This is a genomic window from Bradyrhizobium sp. MI1.11 (assembly GCF_055811255.1).
Genome location: NZ_JBVVPM010000003.1, coordinates 202052 through 219431, shown reverse-complemented (window position 1 = coordinate 219431; position 17380 = coordinate 202052). Strand labels below are relative to the sequence as shown.

Below are 17380 nucleotides of genomic sequence, written 5' to 3'. Positions count from 1 at the left end.
CCGGCGTCCGGTTCGAACGTCGTCCGCAGCTGACCCACGCATGAACACTGACGAAAATCACTGGGAGGTCGGCACCGATATCGGTGGCACCTTCACCGACATCATCGCGATCCGGCACTCCCCCGCGGAGGCGCGGATCGCGAAAGTGCCGTCGCGACCTCAAGCTCCGGTTCAGGCGATGCTGGAGGCAATCGAGGCGGTGGGCCTGCGCAAGAGCGAGGTCAAGCGCTTCGTCCACGGCACCACGCGCGTAACCAATGCCATCGTCGAAGGACGTTTGCCGAAAGTGGCGCTGGTGGCGACCGAAGGCTTTGTCGACGTGCTGGAGATCGCGCGCTACCGCCGCCGCGATCTCTACCGTCTCGACATTCCGCCGAAATCGTCGCCGCTCGTGCCGCCGGAACGATGTTTTGGGCTTGCCGAGCGCCTCGATCACGAGGGAAAGGTGCTGAAGGCGTTGGATGAAGCGGAGATCGAGCGCCTGGTGGCCTGGCTGAAGGGGACCGGCGTGCAGAGCGTCGCGGTCGCACTGCTTCACGCCTATGCCAATCCTGTCCACGAGAAAATGCTCGGCGAGCGGCTCAAGGGCGTCGTTGCCCACGTCTCGCTGTCGCACGAGGTCAATCCCGAGGCGCGCGAATACGAGCGGACCTCGGCGACCGTGTTCAACGCGGCCGCCATGCCGATCGCGGTGGAGTATCTCAGCGAACTGGAACTGCGACTGCCGATCGGTCCCGGCCTGCAGGTGTTTCATTCGGCCGGCGCCATGGTCCCGATCTCCGCCGTGAAGCGGCGGCCGCTGGTGATGGCGATGTCGGGCCCGGCGCCGGCGTCTCCGCATCCGTCAGCATCGCGCGCCAGCTCGGCACATCGCGGATGCTGACGTTCGACATGGGCGGCACCACGACCGACGTGTGCCTGATCGTCGACGGCCAGGCCGAGATGACAGACGGCCGCATGCTCGGCGACAAGCCGCTGCGCCAGCCGATGCTTGCGGTTCACTCGATCGGCGCGGGCGGCGGCTCGATCGTGCGCAATGGTCCCGGCGGCCTGACCGTCGGACCGGAAAGCGCCGGCTCCGAGCCGGGACCGGCCTGCTACGGCCGCGGAGGTACCGAGCCGACCATCACCGACGCCAACGCCGTGCTCGGCTATCTCAATCCCGAAACCAGGCTTGGCGATCGGATCGGAATCAATATCAAGGCAGCCAGTGACGTCATCGCGCCGATCGCGCGCACTCTGGGGCTGAGCCTGACCGAAACCGCGCTCGGCATCATCAAGGTCGCGAACGCGACAATGGCGCGCGCGCTCCGCCGCGTCACCGTGGAGCGCGGCATCGACGGGCGCGACTGCACGCTGCTCGCCTTTGGCGGTGGTGGCCCGATGCATGCCGCGGGCTTGGCCGATCTCTACGGGATTGCCGAGGTCGTCGTTCCCAGCGCATCAAGTGCGTTTTCGGCGCTGGGCTGTCTCACCGCCGATTTCAGCTTCCTCCAGCAGCAAACCCTGCGGGCTGCGCTCGACGGCATCGACCTCGCCCGTGTGTCGGAGCGGATCGGGGTGCTGATTGACGATGCTTCGGCGCCGCTCATCGCCAACGGCGTTGCCGCGACTGAGATCCAGGTCGAGCTGGTGGCCTTGATGCGCTACGCCGCGCAGAACGACGCCATTCCGGTGCCGTTCGCGCGACCGCTCGACGTCATCACGCTGAAGAAGGATTTTCTGGCCCGGCACCACGAGCTGTTCGGCTATGCGACCGGCGAGAGCTGCGTCATCGAATCCGTGCGGGTGCAGGCGCGCCGTCCGTCGCGCACCGTCGTGAGCCGGCCGTCCGTCGCGGTGAGGGCGGTCTCCACCGGCGAGCGCATCTGCTCGTTCGACGGCTTTCACGACATCGCAACAAGCATCATCGACCGCGCCTCGTTGACCGAGATTGTCAGTGGTCCGGCCATCATTGAAGACGCATGGTCGACCGTGGTGGTCCCGCCCGGCTGGCAGGCGCGGCCCGACGTTTCAGGCAATCTGTTCCTGACGCGGGTGGCCCCATGAAGATCGATCCGTTCGTCGTCGAGGTCATCAGGCACGGGCTCTCGGCCGCGGCCGAGGAGATGAGCCTGGTGATGACGCGCTCGGCGCGCTCGCCGCTGCTGCGCGAGGCCGGCGACCTGTCGTCGGCGATCACGGACGGCCGGGGCGACCTGGTCGGGCAGGGCCGCGACATCCCGATCCATCTCGGCGCGATGGCCTATACGGTTCTCGAATTGTTGAAGGTGGTGCCGCGGGACAGCCTGAACGAAGGCGATGCACTGATCTACAATGTCGGCCCGCTCGGCGGCAATCATCTCAACGACGTCAAGGTCGTGCGCCCCGTCTTCGTCGACGGCGAGATCGTGGCGTTCGCGGTCAGCCTCGCGCATTGGCCCGATATCGGCGGCACCTGGCCCGGCAGCTATTTTGCGAAAGCGATCGACACCTTCCAGGAGGCGATGCGCATTCCGCCGGTTCTGATCGCCACGGCAGCGGGCGTCAATACGCCGATCGTGCAGCTGCTCAAGGCCAATGTTCGCGATCCCGAATCCTGCGAGGGCGATCTTCTCGCCCAGATCGCCGCAACGAAAGCCGGCGAGAAGCGCATCTTCGAGCTTTGCCGCGAGCACGGCAAGGCAGTCTTCACGGCGGCGCAGGCGCGCCTGCACGATCTCTCCGAAATCGAGATGCGCGAGGCGTTGCGCGATCTGCCGGATGGCGTCTACGAGGGCGAGGATTATCTGGACGACGGCGGCGTCAACGCCGCGCCAGCGCGCATTCATGTCAAGATCACCATTGCAGGCGACGAAGCGACCTTCGATCTCTCGGGAAGCTGCGACCGCGTCTCGAATTTCTGCAACACCACGCCGTTCATGGCGCGCTCGGCGGTAGCCTATGCCGCGCGCATCATGAGCGGGCGCGACATGAACCAGAACGCGGGCGCGTTGCGGCCGCTGACCATCATCACGCGCCCGGGCTCGATCCTGGAGCCGGGGTGGAATGCCTCGGTTGCGGCCGGCAACCACGAGACCTCGATGCGCATCGTCGATGCGATCTTCCGCGCGATGCAGGATACCATTCCCGAGCGTCTGTCGGCCGGCGGGGCGACCACGGCGGGCGTCCTGTTTTTTGCCGAACCGCGGCAAAACGGTTCATGGAAGATGCTTTACGAGGTCCACGGCGGTGGCGAGGGCGCGCGGCATGATCGGGACGGCATCTCAGCGACGCGGGTGCATCTGTCCAACACCTCGAATACGCCGGTCGAGGTGATCGAGGCGAATTACGCGATCCAAGTCGAGCAGCAGGCCATTCGCAGGCATTCCGGCGGCGCGGGCGCCCATCGCGGAGGAGACGGAGTCGTGCGCACCTATCGTATCCTGGCGCCGTCGATGCATCTGACCACCTGCATCGAGCGCATGGTGATCGCGCCGTTCGGCATGCAGGGCGGCGAACCCGGCAAGCCCTGCCGCATCTCGCTGATCCGGCAGGGCGCGAACGTCGCGATCGACGGCAAGTCGAACCTGGTGCTGCAGCAAGGCGATCTCGTCAACATCGAGACCTGCGGCGGCGGTGGCTACGGCGCCGAGGCTGCGGAATGAAGGGATTGCAATGAGCAGATTGTTGCGAACCGGGCTGAATGCCGGCGACAGCGCGCCCATGGCCGTGGTCGGCGGCGAGGGCGTCTATTTTCATCTGTCGGATGGTCGCAAGCTCATCGACGGCAGCAACACCGGCGGCGGTCTCGGACATCGTCATCCCGCGATGGTGGAGGCGATCCGCCGCGCCGCGGATACGCCCGTCGTGAACGAGGGGTGGACCTGGGTCGGCCGCGAGCAGGCCGCTGACGATTTGATGGCCATCGCCTTCAAGGGCGAAGAGGATTGGGTCGGTGCGGTGCGCTTCTGCATCAGCGGCAGCGAGGCCAACGACATGGCGCTGTCACTTTGCCAGGCGCTGACGCAGCGGTCCGCGCTGGCAACGCGCGAACGCGCCTATCACGGCATTACAGGCCTGTCGCGCAGTATGACCGTGCAGCCGCAATGGCATGGCGGCCTCGCGGTGCACTCAGGCGGCTCGAAGCTGCCGGCGCCGATGGCGCCGGTGCGGATATTGCCGGCGCCGGATGGCGCGATCTATGGTGCGCCCGCCAACAATGTTCCCCCACGCGAATATCTGGCCGATGCCACGCGCCTGCTTTCGGACACCGCAGCGACGATCATCGACTACACGCAGGGCGGCATCTATTACGACGGCGCCTATCAGGACGAGGTGGCGCGTTGCGCGCGGCAGGCTGGCTCCTACTGGATCGCCGACGAAGTGGTGACCGGCACCGGCCGCGCTGGGCGCTGGTTCGCATTCCAGGGCGCCGAAAGCCGCCCTGACATCGTGACGCTCGGAAAATCGCTCGGCGGCGGCGCGGCGGCGGTTGCCGCGGTGGTGGTGTCGAAAGCCATCGTCGAACGGCTCAATGGCACGAGCTGGCAGAATTACGGAACGCTGCGCGGCCATCCGATCAGCATGGCCGCCGTGAGCGCTTACCTGAAGGTCGTCAGCGGAGAGAAGATTCTTGAGCACGTAAAGAACCTCGAAAAGCTGTTCGCCCGCCGCCTGCTCGCCATCGCGCAGAGACATCCAAGCGTGCAGCGCGTGGCGGGGCAGGGGCTGCACTGGACCGTGGAGCTGCACGGGCCGGACTGGCGTTCCTGGCACGCCGACACCACCGAGGTGCCGATCGCCTCGCGCGTCGCGGAGCGGGCCCTGGAGGCAGGCGCCGTGATCGGCACCAGCGGCGAGCAGACTTCGCTGTTCCTCGCTCCGCCCCTCGTGATCTCCGAGCATGAGGCCGAGCAGCTTCTGGATGCACTGGACCACGGCCTGGATGTTGCCGATGCGGAACAAAAATGAGCGCGGATCGTGCAGCGCACACTATGATGATCGGCAGGCGGCGGCCGGAAAGCCCGGGCGACGCTGCGTTATGCAGCCGCGTGCCGGCAAGTGATTGAAATTGTAGCTTCGAAGACATCACCAGGAAATCGCTGATGCGTATCGTCAATGTTGCCGCCGCCCAGATGGGCCCGATCCAGAAAGCCGACAGCCGCGAGGCCGTGGTCAAGCGCATGATCGCGCTGATGGATGAAGCCAAGAGCAAGGGCGCCGACCTGATCGTCTATCCGGAACTGGCGCTGACGACCTTCTTCCCGCGCTGGTATGTGGAGAACCGGGCCGAGTTCGACAATTGGTTCGAGCGCGAGATGCCGAACGCTGCGACGAGGCCGTTGTTCGAGCGCGCGGCGCAGCACCAGATGGCGATGAATTTTGGCTATGCGGAGCTGACGCCTGATGGACATCACTTCAACACCGCTGTTCTCACCGACAAGTCGGGCAAGATCGTCGGCAAATATCGCAAGATCCATTTGCCCGGCCATGTGGAATACGACACCAAACGCTCGCACCAGCATCTGGAAAAGCGCTATTTCGAGCCGGGCGATCTCGGCTTCAACGTCTGGCGCGAGCTCGGCGGCATCATCGGCATGGCCATCTGCAACGACCGCCGCTGGCCCGAGACCTATCGCGTGATGGGCTTGCAGGGCGTCGAGATGGTGCTGATCGGCTACAACACGCCGTCCGTGAATGCGGAGAGGAGCGATGAGGGCGTCGAGAAACGCCTGTTCCACAATCGCCTCTCGGCGCAGGCCGGCGCCTATCAGAACGCGACCTGGGTCGTCGCGGTGGCCAAAGCCGGTAACGAGGACGGACACCCGCTGTTCGGCGGCAGTCTGATCGTCGATCCCAATGGCGAAATCGTCGCCGAAGCGAAGACGGAGGAGGACGAGCTGCTGGTCCACGCCTGCGACCTCGATGCCACCACCTTCGGCAAGACCACGATCTTCAATTTCGCACAGCACCGCCGCATCGAGCACTACGGCCTGATCACCAGCCGAACCGGCGCGGTGCCGCCGCCGGAGAAGTAACGTCGATGACTGGCCAGACCACATCGAGCATATTGTTACGCGAGCTCGATCCGCGCGATCGCTACAAGCTGCTTTGCGGCGTGGTGGTGCCGCGGCCGATCGCGCTGGTGACGACGCTCGATGCGAACGGGGCGGTCAACGCTGCGCCGTTCAGCTTCTTCAACGTGTTCTCGGAGAGTCCGGCGCTAATCGTGCTCGGGCTTCAACACAAGCCGGATCACAGCCCGAAGGACACCACCCGCAACATCCATCGCGACGGCGAGTTCGTCGTTCACATGGTTGATGAGGCGCTCTCCGCAGCGATGAATGACTGCGCGGTCGATTTCCCGTCCGGTGACAGCGAGGTCGCTGCGGCAGGGCTCGCGACCCTTCCCTCAATCAACGTGAAGGTACCGCGCCTCGCCGCAGCGCCCTTCGCGCTCGAATGCCGGCGCCATGTCGCGCTGACCTTCTCGCCCGATCGCGAACTGCTCGTCGGCGAAGTGCTCCGGGTTCACGCCCGCGAGGGCCTCGTCAACGAGGCCAACATGTATGTCGACCTCGACGCCTACCGCCCGATCGGCCGCATGTTCGGCAATCTCTATACGACGCAGCGGGACACGTTCACGCTTGTCCGCGAGAGCCACGCGCAATGGATCGCGCGGCAGGACGCCAAAGAGCTGAAGGACGCCTAGTGATTCGAGAATTGCACCGTACCCAGCGCCATCGTGACGGCCGCCTGCGTCGGGTCGATCACGGCAATGCCGAGCGCGTCTTCGAGGGGACGGCGATGGCGCGCCATGCCGGCGCAGCCCATCACGATGGCGCGGGCGCCGTCCTCGTCGCGCAGCGCGCGGCCGATTTCGATCATCCTGGCCAGCGTGCCTTCGCCCGAGGCGGTTTCGGCGACGCTCATGTTGAGAGGCCGCTCGCCGGCGAGGCGTTCGGTCAGTCCCATCTGCCTGAGATAGCGCATGTGACGCGGGATCGAGCGCTGGGCGATCGCGATGACGCCAAAGGTCTCGGCGCGGGCCAGCGCCGTCAGCACGCCGCACTCGGCGATGCCGAACACGGGCCGGTCGGTGCCTTCACGGCAGACCTGAAGCCCGGGATCGCTGTAACAGGCGATGACAAAGGCGGCCGAGCTGTTGTCGCCCTCGACCAGCCGGCGCAGCGGCATCGCGACGCCATCGACATCGGCCTGGCTTTCAATGCCGAACGGTCCCTCCGCCAGCGTCTGGCAGACCAGTTCGGGGCCGCCCTCGAAACCGAGCGGCTTCAGCGCGTCCTCCAGCCCCTGCGTGACCGCGGGGTTGGAATTCGGATTGATGACGAGAATGCGCGGCCGGGCCATGATGGTTTTCCTGCGGAATGGCGATCACTTGGCTTTAGGCTATCACGGAGTGCCTCATGACTGAACCAGTTTACGACCTGATCATCCGCGGCGGCCGCGTCGCCACCACGACCGACGTGTTCGAGGCCGACGTCGCGATCTCCGGCGAGACCATCGCCGCTATCGGCCGCGGGCTTCCGGCGGCGAAGCGCGAGATCGACGCGCGCGGAAAGCTGGTTCTGCCCGGCGGCGTCGACAGCCACGCCCATATCGAGCAATTGTCCGCGGCCGGCATCATGAATGCCGACACCTTTGAGAGCGCGACCGTCTCGGCTGCCTTTGGCGGCACGACCACGGTGATTCCTTTCGCCGCCCAGCACGTCGGCATGAAGCTGCCGCAGGTGGTCGAGGATTATCACGCGCTGGCGAAGAAGGGCGCCGTGATCGACTACGCCTTTCACATGATCATCGCCGATGCGACCAAAGAAACGGTCGAGGAGCATATCCCCGCGCTGGTGAAGCAGGGCCATGCCTCGATCAAGATTTTCATGACCTATGACCGGCTCAAGGTCGACGACGAGCCGCTGCTGGATATCCTTCTGGCCGCGCGCCAGTCCGGCGCGATGTTGTGCGCCCATGCCGAAAACCACGGCATCATCGCCTGGATGGTGAAGCGCTTGCTCGCGCGCGGCTACACGATGCCGAAATATCACGCCGTCAGCCACGCCCGCGTGTCCGAGGCGGAGGCCTTCACCCGGCTGATCGGCATGGCCGCGCTGATCGACCAGCCCATCATGATCTTCCATGTCTCGACTGCCGAAGGCGCCAAGGTGATCCGCGACTCCCGCGGGCAGGGGCTGAAGGTGTTTGCCGAGACCTGTCCGCAATATCTGTTCCTGACCGCCGCCGATCTCGACAAGCCCGGGGCGGAAGGCGCCAAGTGGATGTGCAGCCCGCCGCCGCGCACGCATGCCGACCAGGAGGCGCTGTGGCAGGCGCTGTCGCTCGGCGATCTCCAGACCATCTCGTCGGATCACGCGCCGTATCGCTACGACGAGACCGGCAAGCTGCGTGCCGGTCCCAATCCCAACTTCAAGCAGGTCGCCAATGGCCTCCCGGGATTGGAGTTGCGGCTGCCGCTACTGTTCGACGCAATGGTGTCGAAGGGGCGGTTGGGCCTGGAAAAGTTCGTCGAGCTGACTTCGACGGCGCCGGCCAAGATCTACAATCTGCATCCGCGCAAGGGCTCGATCGTAGTCGGAGCCGATGCCGATATCGCGATCTGGGATCCCGATCGTGAGACCGTGATCGCCGACGAGATGATGCACGATCTCGCCGGCTACACACCGTTTGCGGGACGGAAGCTGAAGGGTTGGCCGATGTCGGTGCTGTCGCGCGGTCGGGTGATCATCGACGGCAACAAGTGCCTCGCGAGCGCTGGCAGCGGACAGTTCCTGGCCCGCAGCGGGGGCGAGGCGGCCAAGCCGACGGGGCGGCTCGTCGCCGACATGGACCCTGAACGCAATTTTGGAGCGAAGCTACTGTGATGGTGGATCGCGCGCGATGAAGATCGTCATCTTCGGCGGTACCGGCTTTGTCGGCCTCAATGTTGCGGAGGCGCTACTCGCGCGCGGCCATGACGTCACGCTTTATGACCGTAAGCAATTGCCGGCGGGAGCGGAGCGATCGTTTGCCGACTATGGCGAGCGGTGCACGGTTGTTCAGGGTGAGATCACTGACGTCGAAAGGATCGACGCGCTTCTAAAGCAGAGGTTTGATACGATCGTCCTTGGCGCCGCCATAACCGCCGGGGATCAGCTCGAACGAACCACCACCTCGAGTATCCTTGAGATCAACGTGATGGCTCAGATCCCGATCTTGAGCGCGGCGGTCCGCCGTGGCATTCGGCGCGTGATTAATCTCTCATCCGCTTCCGCCTATGGCGCTGCGGGGCAGCGTCATGCGGTGCTGGACGAGGAGACGCCCTGCGATCCCGTCTCTTTCTACGCGATTAGCAAATTCGCCTCGGAACGATCGGTGGCTCGGCTCGCCGAGTTGTGGGATGGTGACTTTCTCAGTGTGCGTTTGAGCGCGGTGTTCGGTCCGTGGGAACGGATCGGCAAGGTACGGGATACGCCGAGCCTTCAGTTTCAAATCCTGGCCGAGTTCGCCCGCTGCGGGCTGGCGCTCATGCCGGGCGCGGGCGTCAAGGACTGGATTTACGCCCTCGATGCCGCTGAAGCCGTGGCCGTCTTGATCGAAGCCGAGCGGCCGCGCCATCGGCTCTACAACATCTCCGGCGGCGGAACGTGGTCCGCGCTGCAATGGGGCGAGACCTTTGCGGCGTTGCATCCCGGCCTGCAATGCCGGCTGGCGGCACCGGGAGAGAAGACCTTCATCAAGCTCCATGGGCCGGATCGTGCGCCGCTCTCGGTCGCGCGGATGGCGGAGGAATTCGGCTGGCGCGCGCGGTTCGGGTGTACCGAGTCCGCCGCAGCCATGAGCGCCTGGTGGACGCAGCACAAGGAGAGTCTCTGATGCGGCTGCAGGGGCGCACGGCCATCATTACGGGCGCAGGCTCCGGCATCGGCCGCGCCAGCGCGAAGCTGTTTGCCGACGAAGGCGCGCATCTCGCTCTGGTCGATCGCGATGTCGCGGGGCTTGAGGAGACGCTGATCCTGGTGGGCGAGGCAACGACCTATGTCGGTGACGCCGGCGATGCCAGTTTTGCCGAGACCGTAGTCGGCGATGTCGTGGCCCGGCACGGCCGGCTCGATATCCTGATGACCGCCGCCGGCTTTTCCTGCGGCGGCACGGTGCTGACAACCAGTCCCGAAGATTGGGATGCGGTGTTCCGCACCAATGTCGGTGGCACCTGGCTGTGGGCGCGGGCGGCCGTGCCGCAGATGCAGCGGCAGAAGGGCGGCTCGATCATCACGCTGGCATCGCAGCTTGCGATCGCCGGCGGCAAGGGCAACAGCGCCTATATCGCCGCCAAGGGCGCGATTATCGGCCTGACGCGGACGATGGCGGTGGACTTTGCGACCGACGGCATTCGCGTCAACGCCATTGCACCCGGTGCGATCGACACGCCGATGCTTCGCCGCAGCTTTGCCCGTCACGCCAATGCGGACGAGGTGCGCGAAACCTCCCGCAATCGCCATGCCATGAAGCGGTTCGGTCAGGCCGAGGAGATCGCGCAAGCGGCGCTGCATCTCGCAAGCGATGCGTCCTCATTTACCACCGGCACCGTGATGGTGGTCGACGGAGGCTGGCTCGCGGCATGAGCGATACACTGACAGAGCTCGAAGCTGACGTTCGCGCCGATATCGCGCGGATCGCGCATCCCGGTGCCGCCTGGCTCGAACCGAAGACGGGACCGGACGGCAAGCCGGCGCTGGATGTGCTCGTGATCGGCGCCGGCCAATCCGGCATCGCCATCGGCTTCGGCCTGATGCGCTCCCGTGTCAGCAACATTCTGCTGCTGGACAAGGCCGAGGAGGGGATGGAAGGCCCGTGGCTCACCTATGCCCGCATGCCGACGCTGCGCAGCCCAAAGGATTATACCGGTCCTGACCTCGATATCCCCAGCCTGACCTATCAGTCCTGGCATGAGGCCCGCTTCGGCAAGGAGAGCTGGCAGACACTCGACCTGATCCCGCGCGGGCACTGGGCTGAGTATCTGCTCTGGCTACGGCGGACGATCGGCCTGCCCGTGCGCAACGGCTGCGAGCTCCTGGAAATCCGGCCGGCCGCAGACGGGTTGCTGGCCGCACGCGTGAAGCGTGGCGATGGCGTCGAGACGCTCCATGCGCGCAAGATCGTGCTGGCGACGGGGCAGGAGGGAATGGGGAACTGGATGATCCCCGAGCCGCTGAGCCATCTGCCGACGAGCTCGGTCGCAACCGTCGCCGACGACATCGATTTCAAAAACCTGCGCGGCAAGCGCGTTGCTGTAATCGGCGCCGGAGCATCGGCCTTCGACAACGCGGCAACCGCGCTGGAAGCGGGCGCGACCGAGGTGCACCTGCTGTGCCGTCGTGCGCAGATCCAGGTAATCCAGCCCTATCGCTGGCTGACCTTTCGCGGCTTCCTCCGGCATCTCAGCGATCTCGACGATGCCTGGCGCTGGCGCTTCATGCGCACCATCCTCGAGATGCGCGAAGGCTTTCCGCAGGCGACTTACGATCGCTGCGCAAATCACGCCAATTTCACATTGCACGAGGGCGCGCCGCTTGAGGCCGCACGCGAGACCGGCAAGGGTATTGAGTTGCAAACGCCGCGCGGCGCCATACCTGCGGATTTCGTCATCTGCGGCACCGGCATCGACATGGATTTTGCCGGCCGTGGCGAGCTGCGCGCATTTGCCGGCAATATCGCAATCTGGGCCGACCGCTACCAGCCCCCGGAGACCGAGCGCAACGCGCGGCTCGGCCGCTTTCCCTATCTCGCCGACGATTACGCCTTCACCGAGCGCGTCGCGGGCGAGACGCCGTGGATCTCGAACATCCATCTCTTCGCCATCGCCTCCACCATGAGTTTTGGCCCGTCGGGATCGTCGATCAACGCGATGACGACCGCGGTGCCGAAGCTGGTGAATGGCCTGACGCGCGGCCTGTTTCGTGCCGATGTCGAACGGCACTGGGCCTCGCTTCGCGCCTATGACGTGCCGCAGGCCGTGGTCACGCGGCCAGCGCGAAAAATGGAAGAATCGCGATGATCGTCCATACGCCGCCGCGACAAAGCGTCCACAACGGCGCATCATGAGACTGGCGCGCAACTTGCTTCTTTCTTAACCTGTCCTGTCGGCGTTCTTGTCGAGATCTTTGGGGAAAACCAATGCGTATTGTGTCTTTCAGGTCGGCATCCTCCGTGCTCGCCACCACCGCGTTGTTGCTCATCGCCACTGCGCCTTCGCAAGCGCAGACCAGGGCCGAGACGTTGCGCTATGTCACCGGCGCATCCGTCAACACGCTCGATCCCAACATCCCGGGCTCGACGCGCGAATCCTTCGCGCTGAGCATGAGCACCTACGACCGCCTGGTGGCGTTCGGCCGCAAGCAGCTCAACGGCAAATGGGTGTTCGATCTCGACAAGATCACCGGCGAACTCGCCGAATCCTACGACGTCAGCCCGGACGGACTGAAGCTGACGTTCCGTCTGCGCAAGGATGCCAAGTTCCAGGACGGCTCGCCCGTGACCGCCGAGGACGTGAAATGGTCGCTCGACCGCTGCGTCACCGCGCCGATCCTTGGCAAGGCACAGTTGCTGACGGGATCGCTGACGTCGGCCGACCAGTTCAAGGTGATCGATCCCCTCACGATCGAAGTGACGCTGCCGAAGCCCGACAAGCTCGCGCTGCCGAATCTCGCGACGGTCTACCCGCTGATCATCAACTCGAAGGTCGCCAAGGAGCACGCGACCCCAGAAGATCCCTGGGCCACCGCTTGGCTGAAGGAGCACACTGCCGGCAGCGGTGCCTATGTGATCGAGAGCTTCAAGCCCGGCGAGCAGGTGATCATCAAGCGCAACGAGGACTGGAACCGCGGCTCGCCCAACAAGCCGGCCTTCTTCAAGCGCGTGATCGTGCAGTCCGTGCCGGAGCCCGCGACCCGCGCCAATCTTGTCGAGCGCGGCGACGCCGACCTCGTCGTCGATCTCCAGGCCAGCGACGTGCAATCGCTCGAGGCCAAGGGCAAGCTCAAGGTGATCTCGACGCCGCAATACAATTCGATCACCTTCGTCTCGATGAACAACCAGATCCCGCCTTTCGACAACGTCAACGTCCGCCGCGCCATCGCTTTCGCGCTGCCTTATGAGGATATGTTCAAGGCTGCCCTGTTCGGTCGCGGCGCGCCGCTGTTCGGTGCGACATGGCCGGATGGCAAGCCCCTGAACGGGATCTATCCGTTCCAGGCGCCGGTGAAGACCGATCTCGACAAGGCGAGGGAATATCTGAAGGCCGCGGGACTCCCGGAGGGTTTTTCAACCACCTTCAGCTTCAACGTCGGCCAGGCCTCGACCGCGGAGCCGATGGCGGCCCTCGTGAAGGAATCGCTTGCCAAGATCGGGATCAAGGTCGACATCCAGAAGCTGCCGGATGCGCAGATGTCGACGCAGATCAACGAGAAGAAGCTGCCCCTGTTCACGGAAGGCATCGTCGCCTGGCTGCCCTCGACCGATTACTTCTACCGCAACTTCTACACCGGCAATCAGCGCTGGAACTACAGCTCGATCAACAATCCGGAACTGGCGACGATCGCGCAGGAAGCGCGCTTCGAGCCCGACAAGGCCAAGTACGAGGAGGATGGCCGCAAGCTCAACGCGATCCATTTCAGCGAGATGCCGCAGATCCCGCTGTGGCAGCCCAATCAGGACGCCGTAATGGCGGCCTCGATCGAGGGCTATACCTACGAATTCCATCGTCAGGTCGACTATCGCGACGTCAGCCGCAAGTGACATCCGAAAAATTGGAGGAGCTCTGAAAGGTGATGACCGGACTTGGTGCGACGGTGGTGCGGGCGGGGAGGCGGCTTTTGTCGTCGCTGCCGGCGTTGTTCGGCGTGCTGGTCTTCACCTTTCTCCTGATGCGGGTCCTCCCCGGAGATCCCGCGGTGTTCTTCGCCTCTGGGCCCAATGCCGGCAAGGAGGAGATCGAGCAGATCCGCAAGCAGATGGGGCTCGACAAGTCGGTGCCGGAGCAGCTCGTGTTCTATCTGTCCGATATCGGCCGCGGCAATCTCGGCCGCTCCATGATGACGGGACAGCCGGTCCTGAAGGATCTGCGCGAACGGCTGCCGGCCTCGCTGGAGTTGACCTTCACGGCGCTCCTGATCGCGCTGATCGCGGCGGTGCCACTCGGCGTGGTCGCAGCCTTGAAGCCGGGATCGCTGGTCGATCACGGCGTGCGGCTGTTCTGTGCGCTCGGCGTCTGCGTGCCGACCTTCGTGTCGGGCCTGCTGCTGATCTATGTGTTCTACTATCTGCTAGGTCTTGCGCCTGACCCGACCGGGCGGATCGACGTCTTCACCTCGCTGCCGCCGCAGCGCACCGGATTCCTGTCGATCGATTTCCTGCTCGCGGGAGACATCGAGGGCTGGTGGGCGGCCTGCAAGCAGCTGATCCTGCCTGCGCTGAGCATGGCCCTGTTCGTGATCGCGCCGCTGGCGCGGATCACGCGTGCCTCGATGCTGGTCTCGCTCGGCAGCGATTTCGTGCGCACGGCGCGCTCGGTCGGATTGTCCTGGCAGAAGGTCGTCGTCACCTATGCGCTGCGTAATGCGATCCTGCCCGTCATCACCATTGCCGGCATCGTGTTCTCGACCATGCTTGGCGCCAATGTCCTGGTGGAGAAGGTGTTCTCCTGGCCGGGCGTTGCCTCCTACGCGCTCGACGCGCTGCTATCGTCCGACTATGCGCCGGTGCAGGGTTTCGTCCTGCTGATGGCTGGCATCTTCGTGCTGGTCAATCTCGTTGTTGACATCTGCTACGGTATCGCCGATCCCAGGGTGTCGATCGGATGACCAGCGCAACCCTCCGCCATTCGGTCTGGATTTTGCGCGGCAACCCGCTGACCGGAGTCGCCGCGGCGGGTGTCCTGCTGTTTGTCCTGGTCGCGATCTTCGGACCGTGGCTGGTGCCCTATGATCCCGTCGTCTCCAATGTCTCGGAGGCGTTGCAGCCGCCGAGCGCGGCGCATCTTGCCGGCACCGACCAGCTCGGGCGCGACGTGTTCAGCCGCATCGTCGTTGCGGCGCGGCTCGACCTTGCCATCGCGGTCTCGGCGGTCGGCATCTCCTTCGTGATCGGCGCCGTCATCGGCTCTTTCTGCGGCTATGCCGGCGGCAGGCTCGACCGTTCGGTCGGCCGCTTCGTCGACGTCATGATGGCCTTTCCGCTGTTCGTTCTGGCCATGGCGATGGTTGCGGCGCTCGGCAACCGGATCGAGAACATTGTGATTGCGACCGCGATCATCAATCTGCCGTTCTACATCCGCTTCGCGCGCGCCGAGGTCAACGTCCGGCGCAATGTCGGCTGGGTGGAGGCGGCGCGTTCCTGTGGCGAGAGCCATTTCTCGGTGGTGCTGCGCTTCCTGCTGCCGAACATCCTGCCGGCGATGGCGGTGCAGATCTCGCTCAACCTCGGCTGGGCGATCCTGAACGCCGCCGGCTTGTCCTTCATTGGCCTTGGCGTCAAGCCGCCGACACCGGAATGGGGCATCATGGTCGCGGAGGGCGCCCGCTTCATCTCGACGGGGCGGTGGTGGCTGGTGGCCTTTCCGGGCCTCGCGTTGATGATGGCCGTGCTGTGCTTCAACCTCCTCGGTGACGGGATGCGGGACATTCTCGATCCGCGCATGCGCACATGAGCGAGGACTTGCTCAGGATCGACGATCTCCACGTTTCGTTCTCGACGCGGCGCGGAATGGTCGAGGCCGTGCGCGGCGTGACGCTCAAGGTCGAGGCCGGCGAGATGCTTGGCCTCGTCGGCGAAAGCGGATCGGGCAAGTCGGTCACCGGTTTTGCCACGACGCGACTGCTCGATGCAGCCGGGCGCGTCACCGGCGGAAAAATCCTGTTTCGCGGCCAAGACGTCACAAAACTCAGGCGTGACGATCTCCGTCAGCTCCAGGGCGCCGCGATGTCGATGATCTTTCAGAACCCGCGCGCGGCGCTCAACCCGATCCGCGCGATCGGCCTGCAGATCGCGGACGCGATCCTCACGCACAAGCGGATATCGAAGGACGCCGCCCGCGCCGAGGCGCTGGAGCTGTTGCGCGCCGTCCAGATCCGCGACCCCGAGACGCGGATGAACGCCTATCCGCACGAGCTCTCCGGCGGCATGTGCCAGCGCGTGATGATCGCGATCGCGATCTCCTGCAATCCCGCGCTCTTGATCGCCGATGAGCCGACGACCGGGCTCGACGTCACCACGCAGAAGGTGGTGATGGACCTTTTGGCGGAGATTGCCGCCGCGCGCGGCATGGCGACGGTCCTGATCACGCACGATCTCGGGTTAGCGGCGCGATATTGTCGCCGTATCGCGGTGATGGAGCGCGGCCGTATCGTCGAAGAGGCTAGCCCCAGGACGCTGTTCGGCGCACCGCAGCACGCCTATACCCGGCGTCTGGTGGCGGCGTCGCCGACCGCGACCTCCGGGATCGCGGACCTCGTAACGGAAGAGGAGCGGGAAGGCTACGCGGCTGTCGTCAGCAGGCCCAGGCAGGAGCCCGTTCACGGGACTCCGCCGCTGCTGGAGGTGCGCAAGCTCGCAAAACGCTTCGACGAGGGCGCTGCGGCGGTGGCGGACTTCTCCATGACGATGGCCGGCGGCGAGAGCGTCGGCCTCGTCGGCGAATCCGGCTCCGGCAAGAGCACGACGTCGCGCATGATCTGCCGCCTGATCGATCCGAGCGAGGGCGAGATCGTGTTCGACGGGCAGTCGATCGGCCACGTGGCGTCGCGCGACTTTCATCGCTCGCGCTTCCGCAAAGACATCCAGATGGTGTTCCAGGACCCGAACGAGAGCCTCAATCCGCGCTTCACCGCCTTCGATTGCATCGCCCATCCGCTGATGCGGCTCGATCGTATGCGTGGGGGCGATGCGCTGCGCAAGCGGGTGGAGGATTGCGCCGAGCGTGTGGGGCTGCAGCTGGATCTGTTGCCGCGCTTTCCGCATCAGCTCTCCGGCGGCCAGAAGGCGCGCGTCGGCATCGCGCGCGCCATCGCCTGCCGGCCGCGGCTCCTGGTGCTGGACGAGCCGACCGCCGCGCTCGACGTATCCGTTCAGGCGGTGGTACTGCAACTGCTCGATCGTCTCAGGCGCGAGAACGACATCGCGCTGCTGTTCGTCAGCCACGATCTCAACGTGGTGCGCATGCTTTGCGATCGCACTATCGTGCTGCGCAATGGCGGCATCGTGGAGCAGGGCGAGAGCCGGGCGCTGTTCGACAATCCCAAGACCGACTACACGCGCAAGCTCGTCGAGGCGATTCCGCATATCGAGACCGGGCCAGTGCTGGCGGCTGCGCTTTGAGGTCTCGCCCGGCCCAAATGGTGCGGATATCCCG

General features: G+C 65.1%; 13 protein-coding genes and 1 pseudogene. 13 read left to right on the top strand and 1 reads right to left on the bottom strand.

What is annotated here, in order from left to right; translation table 11 throughout:
- The first annotated feature begins 40 nt into the window (after positions 1-40).
- The 5 genes and pseudogenes from AC0L30_RS04555 (at position 41) to AC0L30_RS04535 (ending at position 6673) form a co-directional block, all read left to right on the top strand.
- Positions 41-2049 (top strand): annotated as a pseudogene (locus AC0L30_RS04555) (hydantoinase/oxoprolinase family protein).
- Positions 2046-3626, top strand: coding sequence for a hydantoinase B/oxoprolinase family protein (locus AC0L30_RS04550; protein ID WP_354127553.1), 1581 nt, complete (start codon positions 2046-2048; stop codon positions 3624-3626). Before AC0L30_RS04555 ends, AC0L30_RS04550 begins: the two are co-directional and overlap by 4 nt.
- 10 nt (positions 3627-3636) lie before the next feature.
- Positions 3637-4932 (top strand): aminotransferase class III-fold pyridoxal phosphate-dependent enzyme, encoded by a 1296-nt coding sequence (locus tag AC0L30_RS04545; RefSeq protein ID WP_473403865.1) that lies wholly within the window; start codon positions 3637-3639, stop codon positions 4930-4932.
- Between the two features lie 134 nt (positions 4933-5066).
- Positions 5067-5999 (top strand): N-carbamoyl-D-amino-acid hydrolase, encoded by a 933-nt coding sequence (locus AC0L30_RS04540; protein ID WP_354164644.1) that lies wholly within the window; start codon positions 5067-5069, stop codon positions 5997-5999.
- Between the two features lie 5 nt (positions 6000-6004).
- Positions 6005-6673 carry a flavin reductase family protein gene (locus AC0L30_RS04535; RefSeq protein ID WP_473403864.1) on the top strand — a complete coding sequence of 223 codons (669 nt, stop codon included), beginning with the start codon at positions 6005-6007 and terminating at the stop codon, positions 6671-6673.
- Here the strand turns inward: AC0L30_RS04535 and AC0L30_RS04530 are convergent.
- A complete protein-coding gene (locus AC0L30_RS04530) occupies positions 6670-7332 on the bottom strand; it encodes an aspartate/glutamate racemase family protein (protein ID WP_007593113.1) in 663 nt (220 codons plus the stop codon). The two genes, AC0L30_RS04535 and AC0L30_RS04530, sit on opposite strands and share 4 nt — an antisense overlap.
- Positions 7333-7388: 56 nt before the next feature.
- Here AC0L30_RS04530 and hydA point away from each other — a divergent pair, with 56 nt between their 5' ends.
- The 8 genes from hydA to nikE all read left to right on the top strand — a co-directional run bounded on the left by hydA (position 7389) and on the right by nikE (position 17346).
- A complete protein-coding gene (gene hydA, locus AC0L30_RS04525) occupies positions 7389-8858 on the top strand; it encodes a dihydropyrimidinase (protein ID WP_473403863.1) in 1470 nt (489 codons plus the stop codon).
- 16 nt (positions 8859-8874) lie between these two features.
- On the top strand, positions 8875-9849 hold the full coding sequence (locus tag AC0L30_RS04520; RefSeq protein WP_473403862.1) for an NAD-dependent epimerase/dehydratase family protein: 975 nt from the start codon (positions 8875-8877) through the stop codon (positions 9847-9849).
- Entirely contained in the window at positions 9849-10598 is a 750-nt protein-coding gene (locus AC0L30_RS04515; RefSeq protein WP_473403861.1) for an SDR family oxidoreductase, read from the top strand. The genes AC0L30_RS04520 and AC0L30_RS04515 overlap by 1 nt, the downstream gene beginning before the upstream one ends.
- The gene (locus AC0L30_RS04510) at positions 10595-12031 is read left to right on the top strand and encodes an NAD(P)-binding domain-containing protein (RefSeq protein ID WP_473403860.1); all 1437 of its coding nucleotides are present in this window, start codon (positions 10595-10597) and stop codon (positions 12029-12031) included. Before AC0L30_RS04515 ends, AC0L30_RS04510 begins: the two co-directional genes overlap by 4 nt.
- A gap of 119 nt (positions 12032-12150) precedes the next feature.
- Entirely contained in the window at positions 12151-13770 is a 1620-nt protein-coding gene (locus AC0L30_RS04505) for an ABC transporter substrate-binding protein (protein WP_007593103.1), read from the top strand.
- Between the two features lie 29 nt (positions 13771-13799).
- Positions 13800-14834, top strand: coding sequence for an ABC transporter permease (locus AC0L30_RS04500; RefSeq protein ID WP_473253362.1), 1035 nt, complete (start codon positions 13800-13802; stop codon positions 14832-14834).
- The gene (locus AC0L30_RS04495) at positions 14831-15679 is read left to right on the top strand and encodes an ABC transporter permease (protein ID WP_473403859.1); all 849 of its coding nucleotides are present in this window, start codon (positions 14831-14833) and stop codon (positions 15677-15679) included. The genes AC0L30_RS04500 and AC0L30_RS04495 overlap by 4 nt, the downstream gene beginning before the upstream one ends.
- A complete protein-coding gene (gene nikE, locus AC0L30_RS04490) occupies positions 15676-17346 on the top strand; it encodes a nickel ABC transporter ATP-binding protein NikE (protein ID WP_473403858.1) in 1671 nt (556 codons plus the stop codon). Before AC0L30_RS04495 ends, nikE begins: the two co-directional genes overlap by 4 nt.
- The last annotated feature ends 34 nt before the right edge of the window (positions 17347-17380 follow it).